This is a genomic window from Ensifer sp. D2-11, from assembly GCF_054161295.1.
This window is the reverse complement of sequence record NZ_CP096433.1, coordinates 184,230-203,736: the sequence shown is the minus strand read 5'-3', so window position 1 is coordinate 203,736 and position 19,507 is coordinate 184,230. Positions and strand designations below refer to the sequence as shown.

Below are 19,507 nucleotides of genomic sequence, written 5' to 3'. Positions count from 1 at the left end.
GTCTCACGTCTCCCCGCCGACGAAATCCTCGAGGAGGCCGGCATCGGCGGCAATATCGAGGAAAGTGTAACGGTTGCGCATTTCGCGGCAGTGCAGCACCGCCTCGCGGTAGAAATCGGCCGACAGACCGAGATCGGCTGCCGTCATCGGGCCGCCGGCATCCCGCAAGAGCTGTTTCATTTCGGCGACCGGCAGCGCGAAAGCCTCCAGTTCCCGGCGGAGCGTCGGCCAGAGCTCGGCGAGCTTTTCGTTGATCTCGGCGGCGGACCGCTCATCGAAAACCTTCGGCTGAATTTCGGCGTAGCATTGGGCGGCGATGTCGCCGCCCATGCGCCGGGCCATATCCGCAGGGTCGATCCTTGTGGGGCGGATGACCGGCGGCTTGTCGCTGTCGAGGAAGATGCGCTGCAGCCGCGCCATGGTCAGCGTCGCCACGCCCACCTGCTGGCCGTGCAGCGTGCCCGGATGATCCTCGCCGGCAAAGCAGTCGATATAGTGCGAGACCTGATGCTCGCCCATCGAACCGTGGTTCGACATGCCGGTGAAGGAGACACCGAAGCCACAAAGCGTAAGGACGCGGTGAAGATAGCCATTCGCACTGATGCTACCCTGGGCGATACCGGCCGCACGCGCGTTCAACGCGCGTTCGTCGGCATCCTGGATGATATAGGGCACGCTCGAATAGAGGCTGCCGATCAGCCGGTGGGACATCCACCAGTCGATCTGAGCGACGGAGCGCACGAGGCAATCGGCAAAACCCGCCGCCGAGAGATAGCGAGGAGCCGCGGCGGTAACCGCCAGATCGACGAAGAAGCCAGCCGGCGCATGCGACGGTAGCGAGACCTTGAGGCCGTTTTGCAAAGTGATGGAGGCCGTGGTGGAGGTGTAGCCGTTCATCGAGGCGGCCGTCGCGAAAACGGCATAACGGCGGTTGGTGCGGCCGGTGACGAACTTGCAGAGGTCGTTGATCGTGCCGGAGCCGACCGCCACCACGGCGTCGGCATTCGCAAGCCTTTCGGTCAGGTCGTTCACGGCACCCATGTCTGCATGCGGATGGTCGAGGATGACCGTGTCGACCGGCCCGAGGCTCTTCAGCGCGGCTGCGATGCGCCCGCCCATCGCATCCCAGGTAGCCTCGTCCGCGACCACCGTGTAGCGCTCGCCTAATCCGAGACTGGCAACAAGATCGGCCTCCGCGCCGTCGAGGCTCTCTTTGATGACGATTTTCTCATAGGGAACGGTCGCCCGGCTGCCGGTCTCAGGATTGATCCAGTCACCGGTGAGAATGTCGTCGATGAGGGCCGTCCAGCCTCCTTCGGGTGCATCTGCGGCGATATTCTGCTGGCTTGCCGTTTCCATTCCTCGATCCGCTTTTAAGTTGGATAGCATATGACAACACACGTTGGCATATGTCAATACACATGACAGAGATGATTGACAAATGCCACCAGCCTCTGCCAAATAACGGCATGGCAAGGGAAAAGACTTCAGGCAGAACTGGCGAGGAGCCCCCGGCGGGTGTGCCCACCGAATTCGACGACGCCGTCATGTGGGCCGCATGGCTCTACTATGCGGACCAGATGACGCAGAGCGAGATCGCCAAGCAGCTAAACGTATCACGCGCAACCATCGTCAATTACCTGCAGGAGGCGCGAGAGCGCGGCATCGTCTCCGTCAACATCAATCCCAAGGCCGGAGGCCGCACCAGCGTCGCCCGCGCTCTGATGGAGAAGTTCGGCCTCCAGGGCGCCTTCGTCATCCCGAGCGGAGACGAGGACAGCCTGTCGCAGCGGCTCGGCGACGCCGGCGCACGCGTACTGGCCGACCAGATCGAGGATGGCGATACGATCGGCGTCGCCTGGGGTCGCACCGTGCTTGCGGTCGCCGACCGCATTTCGCTGGCGCGCCCGGTCGGCAACCTGACTGTGGTGCAAGTCTCCGGCAGCTCGACTGGGGAGCCGAATTTCTCGCCCGAACTCTGCACGTCTCTGCTTTCGAACCGTATCCACGCGCGCTGCGTCAACCTTCTGGCGCCGGCCGTGCTGTCGACGCGAGAACTGAAGGCGGCGCTGCTCAACGAGCCCGTGCTCAAGAAGCAGATGGAACTGGTGCATTCGACCAACCGCATTCTCTTCGGCGTCGGCGACATCGGGCCGAAGAGCACGGTGCGGGCCTCCGGCATCGCCAGCAAGGAGGAGATCGATGACTACGTGGCGCGCGGCGCCGCAGCCGTGATTATCGGGCGCTTCATCGATTCGCACGGCGCCGCCATCGGCGGCGACCATGACGAACGGATGGTCGGCATCTCGCTCGACGAGCTGAAGCAGGTGGCGAGCCGTATCTGCGTGGCGGGCGGCGCGGTCAAGATCGCTGCGATCACCGCCACTCTCGAAGCCGGCTACGCCACCCATTTCGTTACCGACATCGCCACGGGAGAGGCGTTGCTGGCGGCATGAGCCGGCTGCCCGGCCGGTAGGCAGGACCGGCGTCAGGGCCGATAGGGAGGAAAGGCTGCTGCATCTGCTGCGGCCTGAGGAGGACGGAAGGACCGCGTGGCCTTTCGTCGTGGAGGAGATGCGCATGCAGCCTGACGAACGCTATGTCATCGGCATGGATTCATCGACCCAGTCCGTCAAGGCAGTCGCCTGGACGGCCGACGGCACACCGCGGGCCGAGGGCCGCGCACCGCACCGCATTTCGACGCCGCATCCGCACAAGGCGGAGCAGGACGCCGAGGACTGGTGGTCGGCCGCCTGCCAGGCGCTGTCATCGCTCATGAGCCAGATCGATGCCGACCGCGTCGACGGCATCGCGATTTCAAACCAGCGCGAAACGATGGTCCTGCTCGGCGAGGACCGAAAACCGCTCGCCCCGGCAACCGTCTGGCTCGACCGCCGCGCACAGGATGTGGTGCAGTCGCTGGCCGATGAATTCGGCGGCGAGCGGCTGCATGCGATTTCGGGCAAGCCGGTCGACGTCATTCCCTGCGTCTATCGCCTTCGCTATTATCGCCAACACGAGCCGGAACTTCTGGACCGCGCGGCGCAGATCCTGAGCGTTCACGATTTCCTGACTCAAAAGCTGACGGATGAAGCCGCGGCGAGCTGGACCAGCGGCGATCCCTTCGGCCTCCTGGATATCGAGACGAAGCAATGGTCCCGCGCGATTCTCGATCACCTCGGCATTCCAGTCACCAAGCTGCCGCCGCTTTACCGCCCCGGCATCCTGATCGGCCGGGTCACCGCGCATGCCGCGATGGCGACGGGCCTTGCGGCAGGGCTGCCGGTCTATGCCGGCGGCGGCGATGGCCATTGCGCCGGCCTCGGGGTCAACGTGATCAAGCCGGGGGTCGTCTATCTCAATCTCGGAACGGCCGCGGTCGGCGGCTGCTGGTCGCCCACTCGCAAGCTCAGCCGCTACTGGCGCACGTTGGTCTCGCCAAGCGGCGAAGGCTACCTGCTCGAAAGCTGCCAGCGCGCTGGCGCTTATTTCGTCAACTGGCTGCTGGACGCCTTTGCCGGCGGCCGTTCGGACCCTGCCATTTTCGACCGGCTCGAATCGGAAGCCAGCAGGCTGGATGTCGGCTCGGGCGGCGTTACCGTGTGCTCCTATCTGATGGGCTGCATGGACCCGCACTGGGACGCGAATGCCCGTGCCACCTTCACCGGCATGGGTCCGGAGACAGGCATAGGCCATCTCTACCGTGCCTCAATGGAGGCGATTACGCTGGAATTCGTCCGATCCCTTCTCGAGATGAAATCGATGGGAGTGGCCGCCGACCGCATCTTCGTCATCGGCGGCGGCGCCGGCAGCCCTCTGTGGCGACAGATGGTCGCCGATGCCAGCGGCCTGCCTGTCATTCGCAGCCATTCCAACGAGGCCTCCGCGCTCGGCGCCGGCATGTCCGCCGCCGTCGGCGCCGGCTGGTACGGGCATTTCAGCGAGGCCGCCGACGCCATGTCGCGCCTCGCCGAACAGGTTGAACCTCGCCCTGCTACCGCGGAAGCATGGGCGGCGCTGTCCCGCCGGCAGGCGAACCTCTACCGCGCAATCCGCCACCTCGATCATGCCGATAACGGGACCTGACCCATTTGTCTTGACGGCATTCGGCCGTGAGGCATCGCAGAAACGCGCGGACCTTCCCGACACGCTTGAATTATCCCGGCGAATCGCCACCTGATCACTCGGGCGCGACTCCAAACGCTGGAGTTGCAAAAGGAAGGGGCTGTCATGGGCGGTATGGATATAGCAGTCGTCGCATTCGTCGTTGTCGTGATCCTCGTGCTCTTTGCCGGGATCAAGACGGTGCCGCAGGGCTACCGATATACGGTCGAACGTTTCGGCCGTTACACGAGGACGATGGAGCCGGGGCTGAATCTCATCGTCCCCTTCATCGATCGCATCGGTTCCAAGCTGAGCGTAATGGAGCAGGTGCTCGACGTTCCGACGCAGGAGGTCATCACCAAGGACAATGCGAGCGTCTCCGCGGATGCGGTCGCCTTTTACCAGGTATTGAACGCCGCACAGGCGGCCTACCAGGTCGCCAACCTGGAAAACGCGCTCCTCAACCTGACGATGACCAATATCCGCTCCGTCATGGGCTCGATGGACCTCGACGAACTCCTGTCGAACCGCGACACGATCAACGATCGATTGCTCCACGTCGTAGACGAGGCCGCCAATCCCTGGGGCATCAAGATCACCCGCATCGAGATCAAGGACATCGCGCCGCCGAAAGACCTGGTCGACGCCATGGCCCGGCAGATGAAGGCGGAGCGCGAGAAGCGCGCGCAGGTGCTCGAAGCCGAGGGCTCGAGAAATGCGCAGATCCTGCGTGCCGAAGGCGCGAAGCAATCGGCGATCCTCCAGGCCGAAGGCCAGCGCGAGGCCGCCTATCGCGAGGCGGAGGCGCGCGAGCGCCTGGCCGAGGCGGAGGCCAAGGCGACCCGGATGGTCTCCGAGGCGATCGCCGCCGGCGACGTGCAGGCGATCAACTATTTCGTCGCGCAGAAATACACCGAGGCCCTTGCCGCGATCGGGACGGCGAATAACCAGAAGGTCGTCCTGATGCCGATGGAAGCCTCGTCGCTCATCGGATCACTCGGCGGCATAGGCGCGATCGCGAAGGAGGTCTTCGGTGAAGGCACCGCGTCCTCCCCGCGCCAGCGCCAGTCCACGCCCCGAACCGGTCCTTCCGTTCCCTCGGAAACGCCTTGAGGATCGCCCATGATCACGCGCATCATCCTCGAACTCGGCCCCTGGAGCTGGTGGGTCCTCGGTCTCCTGCTGCTGGCGGCGGAGCTGATCCTGCCCGGCGTCTTCCTCGTGTGGACCGCGCTCGCCGCGCTCGTCACCGGGGCCCTCTCGCTTTTCTTCTGGGAGGCGCCGTTCTGGAGCTGGCAGGTGCAGTTCGTCGCCTTCGCCTTGCTTTCGGTCGCCTCCGTCCTTATCGGGCGGCGCTTCGTCTCCTCTTCCGCCGAGAGCGACGAGCCGCTGCTCAACAGGCGCGGCGAAAGCCTGGTCGGACGGACGGCAGTGCTCGAGCAGCCGATCGCGGAAGGCCGAGGACGCGTCCGGCTCGACGACACGACCTGGTCCGTCGAAGGCCCCGACCTTCCGGTCGGCACACGCGTTCGCATCGTCGCGAGCAGCGGCCGCCACCTGACGGTCGAGCAAATCTGAGCACATCGGAAAACCGCGTTCGGAAAGTGCGGCAGAGAAACGATTGATTAACCACGCGCCTTTACGATTGCGAAACGATTGCAATCAATTGCGGACAGACGGCGCATGGTGCCCAATATCTCACGCTCGATGATGGCGGGCGCCTTGCGTGTGAAGCCGCCGGCATGGCTGCTGGCGGGCTGCGCTTTTCTCGCCTGTGCGCCGGCGAGCGCGCAAAGCCTCGGCAATCCACCGCCCGCGAGCGCCACCGTCGCCATCCCTGCAGGTCAGCCGCTTCCCGCCACGATCGACCCGCAGTCGACCGGCGCCGTTGCCGGCACCGACCTTTCGCCGGCTCTGGACGAGGACTTCAACCGCCTGAACCGGCGCGAGGAGACGATCAACGGGCTGCGCAGGCGGATCGATCCCGATGATGGCCAGGCACCCGGCATTCGCATCGGTACCTTCGTTCTGAAGCCGGCGCTCAGCGAGACCTTCAACCACGAACGGCAGAAGAACGGCGGCAGCAGCCAGAGCCGGAGCTTCATGGAGACCGGGCTCAAGGGTTCGCTCACTTCCGACTGGTCCCGCCATCAGCTCAGCGTGACCGGCGAAGGCGTGATCCAGGACAACATATCCGGCGAAGGCCAGGAGGAGCCGCGCGCCGACATCGACGCAGAACTGCGCCTCGACCTCGGCGCGCAGACCATTGCGCGGCTGAGGGCAGGCTACAGTTTCGAACGCGAAGATGCGAACGACCCGAATGCCATCGCCAATGCGGACAGCCAATCCGGCGTCGACAGCTATCGGCTGGGCGCCGCGGTCGAGCGCGACCTCGGTCTCATTCGCGGCTCGCTCGGCGTGGATTTCGAGCGCCGCACCTATGGCGATGTCGAGCTCGACAATGGCACGACGCTCTCGCAGGAGGACCGCGACCGCAATCTCGGCACGCTCACCGGGCGGATCGGCTACGAGCTTTCGCCGGCCCTCATCCCCTTCCTCGAGGCCTCCGTCGGCAAATCGATCTATGATCTGCGTCGGGATACGTTCGGCTTCGAGCGCTCCTATGAGAGCTATGCGGGCCGCGCCGGCATGGAGGTCGATCTCGGCGAGAAGCTCAACGGAGAACTGGCGCTCGGTTACGAGACCTTCCGCTTCGACGATGCACGGCTCGCAGACCTGAGCGGGCTCTCGCTCGACGGCCGCGTCAACTGGTCGCCGCACCGCGGCACCGACGTCCTTTTCAGCGTGCTGACCTATGTCGATCCGTCGACCACTCCGGGCGAGGCTGGATCGATCAATTACGAACTGACGAACGTGGTCACGCATCAGTTGCGTTCGACCCTCGTCGGCCGGCTTTCGAACAGTCTCACCCTGCGCGATTTTCCTTCGGATGCCACCGCCTCCGACGAGACCACCTGGCGAACCGGCGCCGGGCTCACCTGGGACATGAGCCGCTATCTCGCGCTCACCGGAGACGTGAGCTACGAGCGCACGGACAGGGACGAAGGCACCTCGACCGATACCACGCGGGTTGGCCTCGGCCTGACGCTGCGACGCTGAGCGGGAAGGCCGCGTTGCGCGGCTTTCCCGGCTATACAAGCGAGATTACTTAAGACCCTGCAGGAGCGTCTTGAGCGGTCCTTCCACGATGGGGCGGATGTCGCCGCGCTCGAGAGCGAAGGCGACGTTCGCCAGGATGAAGCCGTCCTTGGCGCCGCAGTCATACGTATCGCCGCGGAAGTGATAGGCGGCGAAGGCCTGGGCCTCGGCAAGCTTCACCATGCCGTCGGTCAGCTGGATCTCGTTGCCGGCGCCGCGTTCCTGCGTTTCCAGGATCGGGAAAATCTCCGGCTGCAGGATGTAGCGGCCATTGATGAAGAAGTTCGACGGAGCCGTCCCCTTGGCCGGCTTCTCGACCATCCTGGTGATCCTGAAACCGTCGCCGACCGTCTCGCCCACTCCGACGATCCCGTATTTATGCGCCTGGTCGGGCGCGCATTCCTCCACCGCGACGACGTTGCCGCCGGACTCTTCGTAGAGCTCGACCATGCCCTTGAGGCAACCCTTCTCGCCCTTCATGATCATATCGGGCAGGAGCAGCGCGAAGGGCTCATTGCCGACGAGATCGCGGGCGCACCAGACGGCATGGCCGAGGCCCAGGGGTGCCTGCTGGCGGGTGAAGCTCGTGGTGCCGGCCTTCGGCAGCATGGCTTCGAGGAGCTCGATCTCCGCCTTCTTGTTGCGCTCGCGCAGCGTCTGGTCCAATTCGACCTGGATGTCGAAATAGTCCTCGATGACCGCCTTGCTGCGGCCGGTCACGAAAATCAGATGCTCGATCCCGGCTTCGAGCGCCTCATCGACAACATATTGGATGACCGGCTTGTCCACCACCGTCAGCATCTCCTTCGGAACCGCCTTGGTCGCGGGAAGGAAACGGGTCCCGAGACCTGCAACGGGGAAAACGGCTTTGCGGACTTTGCGCTTGTCGGTCATTGGCACCTCCTTGCAGTGCATCTCAGTCTAGCCTGAAACAGGAAAATTGAATTGGATTTAGTCGCCGATTGCCAATTTTTTGCGAAGGAAGACGACTCGGTTTTTTCATGGTAAAGACTTTGTTGACTTCGTTTCTGTAGGCTTCTCCCTCGACCAGGTACGGTTTTTTGCCGTCCGGTCACTAGAAGAACCGCATACTGCCCTTTCCAGTGGCCTGGTGCGGGCAAATTGCGAACCTCGGAGTAGTCGGTCCGGCATGAACGCCGGCTGAACGCTCCACCGAGAAACGGAACCGACAGCAGATGATGAGAAACCGCAGGACGTTCTTCCGACATATCGCCGCCGCTCTCGTTGTTGCCGCCGCTTTTGGGTCGTCGCCCGCGCGTGCGGATCAAGGTTTTCAAAACTGGATCAATAACTTCTATGCAACGGCTGCCAAGAACGGCATCAGCCAGGCGACCTATCGCAAGGCCTTCGCCGGCGTGAAGACGCCTGACCCGGCCGTGCTGGAGAAGGCGGCCTATCAGCCCGAATTCAAGCACAAGATCTGGGAGTATGTCGACGCGCGTGTCAATCCGTACACCAAGCGGATAGGACAGGAAATGGCGGCGAAGCATGCCCGCACGCTCAACGCCCTCGAACGGCACTACGGCGTCGACAAATCCATCCTGCTCGCCATCTGGTCGATGGAATCGAACTACGGCGCGATTCTCCAGAAAGACGACCGGCTGCACTACGTGCCGCGCGCGCTGGCGACCCTTGCCTATGCCGATTCGAGACGGTCCAAATTTGCCAAGACCCAGCTCATCGCGGCACTGAAGATCCTGCAGAGCGGCGACATCACCCCGCGGGAGCTGACAGGTTCCTGGGCGGGCGCAATGGGACACACCCAGTTCATTCCGACGAGCTATCTGCTCTATGCGGTCGATGCCGACGGCAACGGCCATCGGGATATCTGGAACTCGGTGCCCGACGCACTTGCAACGGCCGCCAATCTCTTGCGGAAGAACGGCTGGCGACCCGGCGAAACATGGGGTTACGAGGTCGTCCCGCCGGCCAATGGGGCAAAATATTCGGGCCAGACGAAGACGCTCGGTCAGTGGGCGGCCCTCGGCTTCGCCCGCCCGGGCGGCAAGGGCTTCAGCAATCCGAAGATGCGGGCCGAACTGAAGCTGCCCGGGGGCGGTAACGGTCCCGGCTTCCTGATGACGAAGAACTTCTTCGTCATCAAGCGCTATAACGCCTCCGATTCCTACGCGCTCGGGGTCGGGCTTCTTGCCGATCAGATCGCAGGCTATGCCGGCATGCAGCAACGCTGGCCGCGTCCGGACGGTTCGCTCGACATCAGCGAAAAATTCGAGCTGCAGAACCGGTTGAAGGAACTCGGCTATTACGACGGCGAAGTCGACGGCAATTTCGGCTCGGGCTCGAAAGCCGCAATCCAGGCGTTCCAGAACCAGAACGGCCTGGCGCCGGACGGGGAGCCTACGCAGCATCTGTTGCGCGCCCTGCGCAGGTAAATACACCCGTCGCTTTCTCCGGTCACGGCGATTCCGATCAAACGGTGCCAATCGCCGTGATCTGGCGTATGCTTGCGGGAGTGTCTGCCATTCGACGGTGAAATGATCATGCTGACGATCCTATCCCGGGGAAAGGGACTGTTTTCGCGTTTGCTTCGGCTGGCTCCCGTCTTGCTCGGCGCCGCGGCGATGGTCGCCGCCGGCTTCTTTGCCACTGTGGCCGAGGCGCAGGAGCGGGTGCCGCGGCGCAACGTGCTGCAAAGACTCTTCGGCGTCTTCACGCCGCAAAGGCGCGTCTATTACGAGGATCAATACGATCTTCGGCGCCAGCCGCGGCCGCAGCGCATACAGAAGCGCCGGGCGCAACCTTCGGAGCCAAGGCAGTCTCGCCCGAGCCGGGCCAAGCCGCGGCCAGCCGCAGCACCGCCGCCCGCGCCGGTCGTCGTGGAGAAATCTCCGGACGCCAAGAAGGTCCTGGTCGTCGGAGACTTCGTTGCCGGCAGCCTTGGTGACGGTTTGAAAGTTGCGTTCGAAACGACGCCCGGCATCGTGATCGAGACGCGCGCCAACGGCTCCTCGGGTATCGTCCGCGACGACTATTTCGACTGGCCCAAGGCGCTGCCGGACGCCATCGCGGAACTCAAGCCCGCCGTCATCGTCGTGAGCCTCGGCGCCAATGATCGCCAGATGATGCGGATCGGCGACGTGCAGGAGAAGTTCCGGACCGACGCCTGGACGGAAGAATACCGCAAGCGCGTCAACGCACTGGCGACGCTCGCGCGCAAGGATAATCTTCCGGTCCTCTGGGTCGGAATGCCGTCCTTCCAATCGACGTCCATGACCGCCGACATGGTGACGTTCAACGGCATCTATCGCGAAGAAGTGGAGAAGGTCGGCGGCCAGTTCATCGACATCTGGGACGGCTTCGTCGATGAAGGGGGGAAGTTCGTTCTGACCGGCTCCGATATCAACGGCCAGCAGGTCCGCCTCAGGGGGTCTGACGGCATCAACCTGACGAAGGCCGGCAAGCGCAAACTGGCCTTCTACGTCGAAAAGGATATCCGCAAGCTATTGGGCGAAGCGGCCGCGACGACGGACGTTCCGGGTGCGGAAGGCCTGAAGGACCTGGTCGTCAGCAAGCCGCTTGCCAACGAAGATATCATCAAGACGCAGCCGATCAGCCTCATCGATCCCGAACTCGACGGAGCGACCGCCCTTCTCGGCGGCGACACGCCCCTCAAGAGCACGGGCAAGAGCCCGCGCGACCGGCTCATCGAAAAGGGCGAGGTGGTCGTTGCGCCGCCCGGGCGTATCGACGATTTCCGGCTGACGAAGCAGGGGCAAGCCGGCAGCACCACACGCTAGATCACGATGTGACGCGGGATGCGGGCGGAAAACCGCGCACACTTTTCCTCATCCCGCTCTAATGCGGAAATGGGGCTCGCCGGGAACACCGCCTCTGCCCCTCATCCGCCTGCCGGCACCTTCTCCCCGCAGGCGGGGCGAAGGGGCAAGCGGTGCACGCTCGCTCCCTCTCACCCGCTGCGGTCCACAAGAGGAGAGGGGGACTTGAGAGTGTGCCGCGAGTCCCTTCTCCCCGTCAAACGGGGAGAAGGTGCCGGCAGGCGGATGAGGGGCGCCCGTGCCACAGGCTGCCTCCCGCTTGCGGGAGGCGGGGGCTGTGCCCTAGGCAGCCCTACCGCGGCAGCACCGTCGAGCCCATCAGCGCCTCGTCGATCGCGCGTGCCGCCTGCCGGCCTTCGCGGATCGCCCATACGACGAGCGACTGGCCGCGGCGAATGTCGCCTGCCGCCCACAATTTGTCGACCGAAGTCCTGTAGTCGCGCTCGTTGGCGACGACATTGGTCGAACCGCGGCGGTCGGTGTTGACCGTCAGCTTCTCGCCGAGATCCTTTAGCACGCTGTCTGCGAAGGGACCACGGAAACCGATCGCGATGAAGGCGAGATCGGCCTTGATGATGAACTCGGTACCGGCGATCGGCTTGCGGCGCTCGTCGACCTGACAGCATTTGACGCCGGTGAGATTGCCGTCCTCGTCGCCGACAAACTCGAGCGTCGCGACCTGGAACTCGCGGACAGCGCCCTCGGCCTGGCTGGAGGAGGTGCGCATCTTCGTTGCCCAGAAGGGCCAGACCGCAAGCTTGTCTTCCTTCTCGGGCGGTTGCGGACGAATGTCGAGCTGCGTCACCTTGACGGCGCCCTGGCGGAAGGCGGTACCGACACAATCGGATGCCGTGTCGCCGCCGCCGACGACGACGACGTGCTTGCCGCCGGCGAGGATCGGCTCGGACGGCCAGCCCACGCTGTCGATGTTCTCGCGGCCGATGCGACGGTTCTGCTGTACCAGATAAGGCATGGCGTCGTGCACGCCGAAGAACTCCACGCCGGGAATGCCGGCGTCGCGCGGCGTCTCGGAGCCGCCGCAATAGAGCACGGCGTCGTTTTCATCGACGAGCTTTTGCACCGCGACATCGACACCGACATTGACGCCGCAATGGAAGGTCACGCCCTCGCCCCGCATCTGCTCGACACGCCGGTCGATGAAGTTCTTCTCCATCTTGAAGTCCGGGATTCCGTAGCGCAGCAGCCCGCCGGGCTTGGACTCGCGTTCGTAGACATGCACCTCGTGGCCGGCGCGCGCCAGCTGCTGGGCAGCCGCCATGCCGGCCGGCCCGGAGCCGATGACCGCGACCTTCTTGCCGGTCTTGGTCACGGCGGGCTGCGGCACGATATAGCCCATCTCATAGGCCTTGTCGGCGATCGCCTGCTCGACCGTCTTGATCGCCACCGGCACGTCCTCGAGGTTCAGCGTGCAGGCTTCCTCGCAGGGCGCCGGGCAGACGCGGCCGGTGAATTCCGGGAAGTTGTTGGTGGAGTGCAGGTTGCGGATCGCCTCGTCCCAATTGCCGTTATAGACGAGGTCGTTCCAGTCGGGGATCTGGTTGTGCACCGGGCACCCGGTCGGCCCATGGCAATAGGGGATGCCGCAGTCCATGCAGCGAGCGGACTGCTTCTGCACTTCCTGATCGGACATTGGAATGGTGAATTCGCGGAAATGGCGGATGCGGTCGGATGCCGGCTGGTACTTCGCCACCTGCCGGTCGATCTCCAAAAACCCAGTAACCTTGCCCATCTTATGATCCTGACATCTTCAATCTCAACAGGCGCGCCTCGAGCGCGCGTGATGGCCCCCTGAACCCGATCGGGCCGGGAGCCGTTTTCACGAGGGCCGGTTACTCGGCCGCTTCAGCCATCTTCATGCGCTCCATATCCTCGAGCGCGCGGCGGTATTCTACCGGCATCACCTTGCGGAACTTCGGCCGGTAATCCGCCCAGTGATCGAGGATCTCCTTGGCGCGGACCGAACCCGTATAGTGCAGGTGGTTCGAGATGAGCTGGTAGAGGCGTTCCTCGTCGTGGCGCGTCATGTCGCCCGAGACGTCCACCATGCCCTTGTGCATGAGGTCGCCGCCGTGGTGATGCAGCTTCTCCAGCATGTCGTCCTCCTCCGGAACCGGCTGCAGCTCGACCATGGCCATGTTGCAGCGCCGGGCGAAGTCGCCCTCCTCATCGAGCACGTAAGCGACACCGCCCGACATGCCGGCGGCGAAGTTGCGGCCCGTGCCGCCGAGAACGACGACGACACCGCCGGTCATGTATTCGCAGCCGTGATCGCCGACGCCTTCCACGACCGCGATCGCACCGGAGTTGCGCACGGCAAAGCGTTCACCGGCGACGCCGTTGAAGTAGCACTCTCCGGAAATCGCGCCGTAAAGCACGGTATTGCCGACGATGATCGACTGGTGCGGCACGATCCGCGCGTTCTCCGGCGGCCGGACGATGATGCGCCCGCCCGAAAGCCCCTTGCCGACATAGTCGTTTCCGTCGCCGACGAGATCGAACGTGATGCCGCGGGCGAGGAACGCGCCGAAGGACTGGCCCGCCGTGCCCTTGAGGGTCACGTGGATCGTATCGTCCTTCAGCCCCTTGTGGCCCCAGCGCTTGGCAAGCGCGCCCGAAAGCATGGCGCCGGCCGAGCGGTCGACGTTTTTGATCGCGGCCTCGAAGGCGACCGGCACCTTGGTCTCGAGGGCGAGCTTCGCCTTCTCGATCAGCCTGCGGTCGAGAATGTCGTCGATCGGATGGTTCTGGCGCTCCGTCCAATACGTCGCTTCCTTCGGAGCCTCCACCTTGTGGAAGATCCTCGAGAAGTCGAGGCCCCTCGCCTTCCAGTGCTCGATCATCCGGTCGCGGTCCAGCATATCCGAGGACCCGATGATGTCGTCGAGCCGTCTGGCGCCAAGCGATGCGAGAATCTCGCGCACTTCCTCTGCAACGAAGAAGAAGTAATTGACGACATGCTCCGGCGTCCCCTTGAAACGCTTCCGGAGCACCGGATCCTGGGTGGCGACGCCGACAGGACAGGTATTCAGATGGCACTTGCGCATCATGATGCAGCCGGCCGCGATCAGCGGCGCGGTCGCGAAGCCGAATTCGTCGGCGCCGAGCAGCGCTCCGATGACGACGTCACGGCCGGTCTTCAGGCCGCCATCGACCTGCAGCGCGATGCGGGAGCGCAGACCGTTGAGCACCAGCGTCTGCTGTGTTTCGGCAAGGCCGATCTCCCACGGGCTACCCGCATGCTTCAGCGAGGTCAGCGGCGAAGCACCGGTGCCGCCGTCGAAGCCGGCAATGGTGATGTGATCGGCGCGCGCCTTGGCGACGCCGGCCGCAACGGTGCCGACACCCACTTCCGATACCAGCTTGACCGAGACATCGGCCTCCGGGTTGACGTTCTTCAGATCGTAGATCAGCTGCGCCAGATCTTCGATCGAATAGATGTCATGATGCGGCGGCGGCGAGATGAGACCGACGCCCGGCGTCGAGTGCCGCGTCTTGGCGACGGTCGCATCGACCTTGTGACCCGGCAGCTGGCCGCCTTCGCCGGGCTTCGCGCCCTGCGCCACCTTGATCTGCAGAACGTCGGCATTGACCAGATATTCGGTGGTGACGCCGAAGCGGCCGGAGGCGATCTGCTTGATCGCCGACCGCTCGGGGTTCGTCGAGCCGTCCGGCAGCGGCAGGTAGCGATCGCTCTCCTCGCCGCCTTCGCCGGTGTTGGACTTGCCGCCGATCCGGTTCATCGCGACGGCGAGCGTCGTATGCGCCTCGCGGCTGATCGAGCCGAAGGACATGGCACCGGTCGAGAAGCGCTTGACGATCTCCGCAGCCGGCTCGACCTCTTCGATCGGGATCGGCTTGCGGCCAACCTCCTCGGCTCCCTTGATCGTGAATAGCCCGCGGATCGTGTTCATGCGGCTCGCAGACTCGTTCATCATCGCGGAAAATTCGCGATAGCGGTCCTCGGCATTGCCGCGCACGGCATGCTGCAGCGACGCGATGGCGTCCGGCGTCCAGGCATGGCTTTCGCCGCGCATCCGGAAGGCATATTCGCCGCCGATGTCGAGCGTATTGGCAAGCACCGGATCGCTTCCGAAGGCAGCCTTGTGACGCGCCACGGTTTCGGCAGCGATCTCCTCGAGGCCGATGCCTTCGATCGTCGTTGCAGTACCGAAGAAGTACTTGCCGACCAGCGCGGACGAAAGGCCGACGGCGTCGAAGATCTGCGCGCCGCAATAGGACTGGTAGGTGGAGATGCCCATCTTGGACATGACCTTGAGGATGCCTTTGCCGACCGCCTTGATGTAGCGGTAGACGACTTCCTTCTCGTCGACTTCCTTCGGAAACTCGCCGCGCTTGTGCATGTCGACGAGCGTGTCGAAGGCGAGATAGGGGTTGATCGCTTCCGCGCCGTAGCCGGCGAGCAGGCAGAAATGATGAATCTCGCGCGGTTCGCCCGACTCGACGACGAGGCCGACCGACGTGCGCAGACCCTTGCGGATCAGGTGGTGATGGACGGCTGCGGTCGCGAGCAGCGCCGGGATCGCCACGCGATCCGGACCGATCTGCCGGTCGGAAAGCACGATGATGTTGTAGCCGCCCTTGACTGCCGCTTCCGCCCTTTCACAAAGACGATCGAGCATTTCCAGCATGCCTTCGGCACCGCGGGAAATGTCGTAGGTGAAATCGAGCGTCTTCGTGTCGAAGCGGTCCTCGGTATGGCCGATCGAGCGGATCTTCTCGAGGTCGCCATTGGTCAGGATCGGCTGGCGGACTTCCAGCCGCTTCGCATGCGCCATCCCCTCATGGTCGAGGATGTTCGGGCGGGGACCGATGAACGAGACGAGGCTCATCACCAGTTCCTCGCGGATCGGATCGATCGGCGGGTTGGTGACCTGCGCGAAGTTCTGCTTGAAATAGGTATAGAGCAGCTTCGGCTTGTCGGACATCGCCGAGATCGGCGTGTCGGTGCCCATCGAGCCGATCGCCTCCTGACCGGTCGTCGCCATCGGCGACATCAGGAGCTTCGTGTCCTCATGGGTATAACCGAAGGCCTGCTGGCGGTCGATCAGCGACACGTCGCGGCGCAGCGCCCGCGGCTCGACCGGCTTCAGCTCTTCGAGGATCAGCTGGGTGTTGTCGAGCCATTGGCGGTAGGGATGCTTGCCGGCGAGCGACGACTTCACCTCCTCGTCGGAGATGATGCGGCCCTCTTCCATGTCGATCAGCAGCATCTTGCCGGGCTGCAGCCGCCATTTCTTGACGATCTTGTCCTCGGCGACCGGCAGCACGCCGGCCTCCGACGCCATGATGACGCGGTCGTCGCTGGTGACGATGTAGCGCGCCGGGCGCAGGCCGTTGCGGTCGAGCGTGGCGCCTATCTGGCGCCCATCGGTGAAGGCGACCGCCGCCGGTCCGTCCCACGGCTCCATCAGCGCCGCATGATATTCGTAGAAGGCCTTGCGCTCCGGCGACATGAGCTGGTTGCCGGCCCAGGCCTCGGGGATCAGCATCATGACGGCATGCGAGAGCGAATAACCGCCGCGCACGAGGAATTCGAGCGCATTGTCGAAACAGGCCGTGTCCGACTGACCTTCATAGGAGATCGGCCAGAGCTTGGAAATGTCGTCGCCGAAGAGCGGCGAGGAAACGGAAGCCTGCCGTGCGGCCATCCAGTTGACGTTGCCGCGCAGCGTGTTGATCTCGCCGTTATGCGCAACCATGCGATACGGATGCGCGAGCTTCCAGGACGGGAAGGTGTTGGTCGAGAAGCGCTGGTGCACGAGTGCGACGGCCGACTGGAAGCGCTCGTCGGCGAGGTCCTTGTAATAGGCACCCACCTGATAGGCGAGGAACATGCCCTTGTAGACGATGGTGGTGGTCGACAGCGACACGATATAGAAGCCGAGATCGCCACCATCGGCTTCCGCATAGATGCGGTTGGAGATCACCTTGCGAAGCGTGAACAGCCGCCGTTCGAATTCGTCGCTGCTCGCGGCCTCCCGGCCAGCGCCGATGAACACCTGGACATGGTGCGGCTCGGTCGCGGCGATGTCGGGCGCTTTGGAGAGAGACGAATTGTCGACCGGCACGTCGCGGAAGCCGAGCACGATCTGGCCCTCCTCGGCCACGACCTCGCTGATCACCTCCTTGAAGTGGGCGATAAGCGCCTCGTCGCGTGGCATGAAGAGATAGCCGACGGCATATTCGCCCGCCTTCGGCAGGGTCACGCCCTGCTTCGCCATCTCCTCGCGGAAGAAGCGGTCGGGGATCTGGACGAGAATGCCCGCGCCGTCGCCCATCAGCGGGTCGGCACCGACCGCGCCGCGATGGGTGAGGTTTTCCAGCATGAAGAGGCCATCGCGCACGATCTGATGCGACTTCTCGCCCTTGAGATGGGCGACGAAGCCGACGCCGCAGGCATCATGTTCGTTCCGTGGATCGTAGAGCCCCTGTTTTCGCGGCAGCCCGGAGGGGAATGCGGGCGTTTTCACAGCCGTCGCAGCGTCTTGTGCGAGGTTGAGCCCAATCTGTCGTGATGGCGAATGATCCGTCATCTTTTCCCTCCTGTTGAACCCGGGAATTCCGGGCATAACGCGGCCCGCACGCTGTTGCCGCATGGCGCTTTTCGCACGGCGGCAAACCGGGCATTATCGTCGCATGATCCTGATCAGGTCGCAAATGAAGCGCGGCCGCGTCAGGCACTGATGTCCGCGACCATACTGACGCCAAGGAATAACGACCGGATGAAATCCGGCGAAACCCCCTCGCGCTTCACGCCGGCTGCCGCTTTTCACGGTGCTTCCGGCGATTGTTCCGGCCCCTAGACCGAAATAGGACAGCAAACCTGTCCTATTTCATGCGCTCTATGCCAGAAACCGCCCCCCTTCGCAAGGGCCTCGGCCGCAAATAATGCGAGAGATTTTGCCGAACATTGCCGGAAATTGCGCGGTTTTGAAATTTAATTACCGGTACCGGGCACTTTCTTTACTTTGGTTTCAAACTGGTCTCCGGTTGGCACTCAAGGCAGGCACAGTTAAGCGCAGCCGCTTGCTTGCCGACGGGACTCGGCTATGGTCGCGCCGGCGCGCCTCTCCGCGCCGCGTGGCTCGATGTAAACAGGGTAAGCTTCAGATGATCTTCTCCTCCGACAACTGGGCCGGCGCCCATCCGGCGATTGCCGAAAGTCTGGTCACGAATGCGCAGGGCTATGCTTCCGCCTACGGCACGAGCGAACTCGACCGGAGGGTGGAACAGAGATTTTCGGAGATTTTCGAGAGGGACGTCGCGGTATTCTTCGTGGGCACCGGAACCGCCGCAAACTCCCTTGCGCTTTCGAGCGCCAATCGGGCGGGCGGAATCGCTTTCTGCCATCGCGAAGCGCATGTGAACGTCGACGAGTGCGGCGCGCCGGAGTTCTTCTCGCACGGCGCGAGGCTGTGCCCGGTCGAGGGCGCCCGCGGCAGGATGGAGCCGGCGAAGCTCGAGGCCGAAATTCGGCGGTTCCCGAGGGAGAACGTCCATGGCGGTCAGCCGATGGCGGTGACGCTGACGCAGGCGACCGAGAGCGGCACCGTCTATTCGCTCGACCAGATCGAAACGATCGGCTCGATCGCCCGCTCCCATAAACTGCCGCTGCACATGGATGGCGCCCGTTTCGCCAATGCCCTGGTCAGCCTTGGTGCGACACCGGCCGAGATGACCTGGAAGCGTGGCGTAGATCTGCTTTCGTTCGGCGGAACCAAGAACGGCTGCTGGTGCGCCGAGGCGCTGGTGCTCTTCGACCTTCCGAAGGCGCAGGAGATGCACTTCCTGCGCAAGCGCTCGGCTCAACTCTTCTCCAAGTCGCGCTTCGTCGCCGCCCAGTTCGACGCCTATCTTGCCGGCGATCTCTGGCTCGATCTTGCGCGCCACGCCAACGCGATGGCACAGCGCCTCGCCGACGGCATCACCGCTTCGGCCGGGAGCCGGCTTGCCTGGGCGCCCGATGCCAACGAGGTCTTCGTCGTGCTGAAACGGGAGGCCGCGGGCCGGCTGCAGCGGCAGGGCGCGCTTTTCTACGATTGGGAAGTGCCGCACGACCTCGAAGGCAGCCTCGCGGAAGACGAAGGGCTCTATCGCCTGGTTACCAGCTTCGCCACCCGCGCCGAGGACGTCGACCGTTTCGTCGCCGCCTGCTGATGCGGGCCGCACGGCAGATATCGAAGCGCGCCGCATGAAATCGTTCGAATGCGCCGCGTATCGCGGCCGATAGAGCGGGATGAGGAAAAATGTGTGCAGTTTTCCGCCCGCATCCGGCGTCTCAACTTTCCTGGAATCGATCATGTTCATGTTTTTAGGTCGACCCGACCTAAAAACATGAACATGATCTAGGGCTTGCATCCGGCTTCCGGATGGGCTTACACGGC

Annotated in this window: 12 protein-coding genes; 8 read left to right on the top strand and 4 right to left on the bottom strand. The window is 63.9% G+C overall.

Going from position 1 to position 19,507, the window contains the following annotated elements; translation table 11 throughout:
- Positions 1–3 precede the first annotated feature (3 nt).
- Complete coding sequence (locus tag M1D34_RS00900; protein ID WP_498780242.1) at positions 4–1,359, bottom strand: sn-glycerol-1-phosphate dehydrogenase; 1,356 nt, start codon at positions 1,357–1,359, stop codon at positions 4–6.
- 110 nt (positions 1,360–1,469) lie between these two features.
- On the opposite strand from M1D34_RS00900, the gene M1D34_RS00895 reads away from it, so the two are divergent.
- From M1D34_RS00895 to M1D34_RS00875, 5 genes are all read left to right on the top strand, one after another.
- Positions 1,470–2,456, top strand: a complete 987-nt coding sequence (locus M1D34_RS00895) for a sugar-binding transcriptional regulator (protein ID WP_033048848.1) — start codon at positions 1,470–1,472, stop codon at positions 2,454–2,456.
- Positions 2,457–2,580: 124 nt separating this feature from the next.
- On the top strand, positions 2,581–4,086 hold the full coding sequence (locus tag M1D34_RS00890; RefSeq protein WP_498780240.1) for a xylulokinase: 1,506 nt from the start codon (positions 2,581–2,583) through the stop codon (positions 4,084–4,086).
- Between the two features lie 144 nt (positions 4,087–4,230).
- Positions 4,231–5,217, top strand: coding sequence for an SPFH domain-containing protein (locus M1D34_RS00885; RefSeq protein WP_498780238.1), 987 nt, complete (start codon positions 4,231–4,233; stop codon positions 5,215–5,217).
- Positions 5,218–5,226: 9 nt separating this feature from the next.
- Positions 5,227–5,682: an NfeD family protein gene (locus tag M1D34_RS00880; protein ID WP_498780236.1), complete on the top strand. Its 456-nt coding sequence runs from the start codon at positions 5,227–5,229 to the stop codon at positions 5,680–5,682.
- Positions 5,683–5,787: 105 nt separating this feature from the next.
- On the top strand, positions 5,788–7,224 hold the full coding sequence (locus M1D34_RS00875) for an outer membrane beta-barrel protein (RefSeq protein ID WP_498780234.1): 1,437 nt from the start codon (positions 5,788–5,790) through the stop codon (positions 7,222–7,224).
- Positions 7,225–7,269: 45 nt separating this feature from the next.
- On the opposite strand, the gene galU is transcribed toward M1D34_RS00875, so the two are convergent.
- Positions 7,270–8,157, bottom strand: coding sequence for a UTP--glucose-1-phosphate uridylyltransferase GalU (gene galU, locus M1D34_RS00870; RefSeq protein WP_003531120.1), 888 nt, complete (start codon positions 8,155–8,157; stop codon positions 7,270–7,272).
- 302 nt (positions 8,158–8,459) lie between these two features.
- Between galU and M1D34_RS00865 the strand changes: the two genes are divergently transcribed.
- Both M1D34_RS00865 and M1D34_RS00860 read left to right on the top strand, forming a co-directional pair.
- Positions 8,460–9,677: a lytic murein transglycosylase gene (locus tag M1D34_RS00865; protein WP_003531122.1), complete on the top strand. Its 1,218-nt coding sequence runs from the start codon at positions 8,460–8,462 to the stop codon at positions 9,675–9,677.
- Positions 9,678–9,779: 102 nt separating this feature from the next.
- Positions 9,780–11,042, top strand: a complete 1,263-nt coding sequence (locus tag M1D34_RS00860; RefSeq protein ID WP_003531124.1) for an SGNH/GDSL hydrolase family protein — start codon at positions 9,780–9,782, stop codon at positions 11,040–11,042.
- Positions 11,043–11,373: 331 nt separating this feature from the next.
- Here the strand turns inward: M1D34_RS00860 and M1D34_RS00855 are convergent, their stop codons facing one another.
- Positions 11,374–12,831, bottom strand: a complete 1,458-nt coding sequence (locus tag M1D34_RS00855; RefSeq protein ID WP_498780231.1) for a glutamate synthase subunit beta — start codon at positions 12,829–12,831, stop codon at positions 11,374–11,376.
- Positions 12,832–12,931: 100 nt separating this feature from the next.
- The gene (gltB, locus tag M1D34_RS00850) at positions 12,932–17,656 is read right to left on the bottom strand and encodes a glutamate synthase large subunit (RefSeq protein WP_498780229.1); all 4,725 of its coding nucleotides are present in this window, start codon (positions 17,654–17,656) and stop codon (positions 12,932–12,934) included.
- Positions 17,657–18,233: 577 nt separating this feature from the next.
- Between gltB and M1D34_RS00845 the strand changes: the two genes are divergently transcribed.
- A complete protein-coding gene (locus M1D34_RS00845) occupies positions 18,234–19,280 on the top strand; it encodes a threonine aldolase family protein (protein ID WP_153314358.1) in 1,047 nt (348 codons plus the stop codon).
- The last annotated feature ends 227 nt before the right edge of the window (positions 19,281–19,507 follow it).

Bases quoted from the DNA above. Each gene is read 5' to 3' on its own strand.
- M1D34_RS00900 (WP_498780242.1), bottom strand. From the start codon at position 1,359: ATGGAAACGGCAAGCCAGCAGAATATCGCCGCAGATGCACCCGAAGGA.
- M1D34_RS00895 (WP_033048848.1), top strand. From the start codon at position 1,470: ATGGCAAGGGAAAAGACTTCAGGCAGAACTGGCGAGGAGCCCCCGGCG.
- M1D34_RS00890 (WP_498780240.1), top strand. From the start codon at position 2,581: ATGCAGCCTGACGAACGCTATGTCATCGGCATGGATTCATCGACCCAG.
- M1D34_RS00885 (WP_498780238.1), top strand. From the start codon at position 4,231: ATGGGCGGTATGGATATAGCAGTCGTCGCATTCGTCGTTGTCGTGATC.
- M1D34_RS00880 (WP_498780236.1), top strand. From the start codon at position 5,227: ATGATCACGCGCATCATCCTCGAACTCGGCCCCTGGAGCTGGTGGGTC.
- M1D34_RS00875 (WP_498780234.1), top strand. From the start codon at position 5,788: ATGGTGCCCAATATCTCACGCTCGATGATGGCGGGCGCCTTGCGTGTG.
- galU (WP_003531120.1), bottom strand. From the start codon at position 8,157: ATGACCGACAAGCGCAAAGTCCGCAAAGCCGTTTTCCCCGTTGCAGGT.
- M1D34_RS00865 (WP_003531122.1), top strand. From the start codon at position 8,460: ATGATGAGAAACCGCAGGACGTTCTTCCGACATATCGCCGCCGCTCTC.
- M1D34_RS00860 (WP_003531124.1), top strand. From the start codon at position 9,780: ATGATCATGCTGACGATCCTATCCCGGGGAAAGGGACTGTTTTCGCGT.
- M1D34_RS00855 (WP_498780231.1), bottom strand. From the start codon at position 12,831: ATGGGCAAGGTTACTGGGTTTTTGGAGATCGACCGGCAGGTGGCGAAG.
- gltB (WP_498780229.1), bottom strand. From the start codon at position 17,656: ATGACGGATCATTCGCCATCACGACAGATTGGGCTCAACCTCGCACAA.
- M1D34_RS00845 (WP_153314358.1), top strand. From the start codon at position 18,234: ATGATCTTCTCCTCCGACAACTGGGCCGGCGCCCATCCGGCGATTGCC.